At 61.4% G+C, this 1,662-nt stretch carries 1 protein-coding gene; it reads right to left on the bottom strand.

The window, feature by feature from the left end; all coding sequences use genetic code 11:
* On the bottom strand, positions 1 to 1,662 hold a 1,662-nt coding region (locus AWB81_RS42735; RefSeq protein ID WP_062644599.1), incomplete at its 5' end, for an electron transfer flavoprotein-ubiquinone oxidoreductase.

The raw sequence follows: 1,662 nt of genomic DNA, 5'->3' as shown, positions 1-1,662 counted from the left end.
TCACATGTTCGGATAGTTCGGCCCGCCGCCGCCTTCGGGCGTGACCCAGACGATGTTCTGCGTCGGGTCCTTGATATCGCAGGTCTTGCAGTGCACGCAGTTCTGCGCGTTGATCTGCAGGCGCTCGTTGCCGTCGTCGGCTTTGACGAACTCGTAGACGGCCGCCGGGCAGTAGCGGCTTTCCGGGCCCGCATAAGTGCGCAGATTCACGTTCACCGGCACCGACGGGTCTTTCAACGTCAGGTGCGCCGGCTGGTTTTCCTCGTGATTCGTGTTCGAGATGAATACCGAGGACAGCCGATCGAACGTCAGCTTGCCATCCGGCTTCGGATAGACGATCGGCTTGCATTGCGACGCGGGCTTGAGCGTCTCGTTGTCCGAGTGCTGGTGATGCAGCGTCCACGGCACGTTGCCGCCCATGACTTTCTGCTCCAGCCCGACCATCATCGTGCCGAGATACAGGCCTTTGCTCATCCACTGCTTGAAGTTGCGCGCACGATAAAGCTCGGTCTTGAGCCACGACGTGTCGAATGCTTCGGGATAGGCGGTGAGTTCGTCGTTCTGGCGTCCTGCCTGAACCGCATCGAACGCGGCTTCGGCTGCCATCTTGCCGGTCTTGATCGCCGCATGCGAACCCTTGATACGCGATGCGTTCAAAAAGCCCGCATCGCAACCAACCAGCGCGCCGCCCGGAAACACCAGTTTCGGCAGCGACATCAGGCCGCCCGCGGCGATTGCCCGTGCGCCATAGGAAATGCGCTTGCCGCCTTCGAGAAACTTGCGGATCGACGGATGGGTCTTGTAGCGCTGGAATTCCTCGAACGGCGACAGATACGGATTCGAATACCCCAGCCCGACGACAAAACCGACCACGACCTGGTTGTTATCCATGTGATACAGGAACGAGCCGCCATAGGTATCGTTTTCCAGCGGCCAGCCCGCGGTGTGGATCACGAGACCGGGTTTGTGCTTGACCGGATCGATTTCCCACAGTTCCTTGATGCCGAGGCCGTAGACCTGCGGATCGGCGTTCTGGCGCAGCTTGAATCGATCAGTGAGTTGTCGGCCGAGATGTCCGCGCGCGCCTTCGCAGAAGAGCGTGTATTTGGCGTGCAGTTCCATGCCGAGCTGGAAGTTCTCGGTCGGCTGACCGTCCTTGCCGACGCCCATGTTGCCGGTGACGACGCCACGCACCGAGCCATCTTCGTTGTAAAGCACTTCGGCTGCGGGAAAACCCGGAAAGATTTCGACGCCGAGCGCCTCGGCCTGTTGCCCGAGCCAGCGCGTGACGTTCGCGAGGCTCACGACGTAGTTGCCGTGATTCTTGAAGTTGTCGGGCAGGAGCCAGTTGGGCACCTGCTTCGCGCTGTCCTGCGTCAGGAACAGGAAGCGGTCTTCGGTGACTTCGACGTCCAGCGGCGCGCCGTTCTGCTTCCAGTCGGGCAGCAGTTCGTTCAACGCGCGCGGGTCCATCACGGCGCCCGAGAGGATATGCGCACCGACTTCGGAGCCTTTTTCCAGCACGCACACGCCGATTTCGACGCCTTTTTCCTGTGCAAGCTGCTTGAGCCGGATGGCCGACGACAGTCCGGCGGGGCCGCCGCCGACGACCACGACGTCATATTCCATCGACTCGCGGGGGCCGTACTGCTCGATGAGACT

The organism is Caballeronia arationis, assembly GCF_001544975.2.
GTDB lineage: Bacteria > Pseudomonadota > Gammaproteobacteria > Burkholderiales > Burkholderiaceae > Caballeronia > Caballeronia arationis.
Note: the sequence above shows the minus strand (reverse complement) of the source record. Positions and strands in the feature narration are given on the sequence as shown.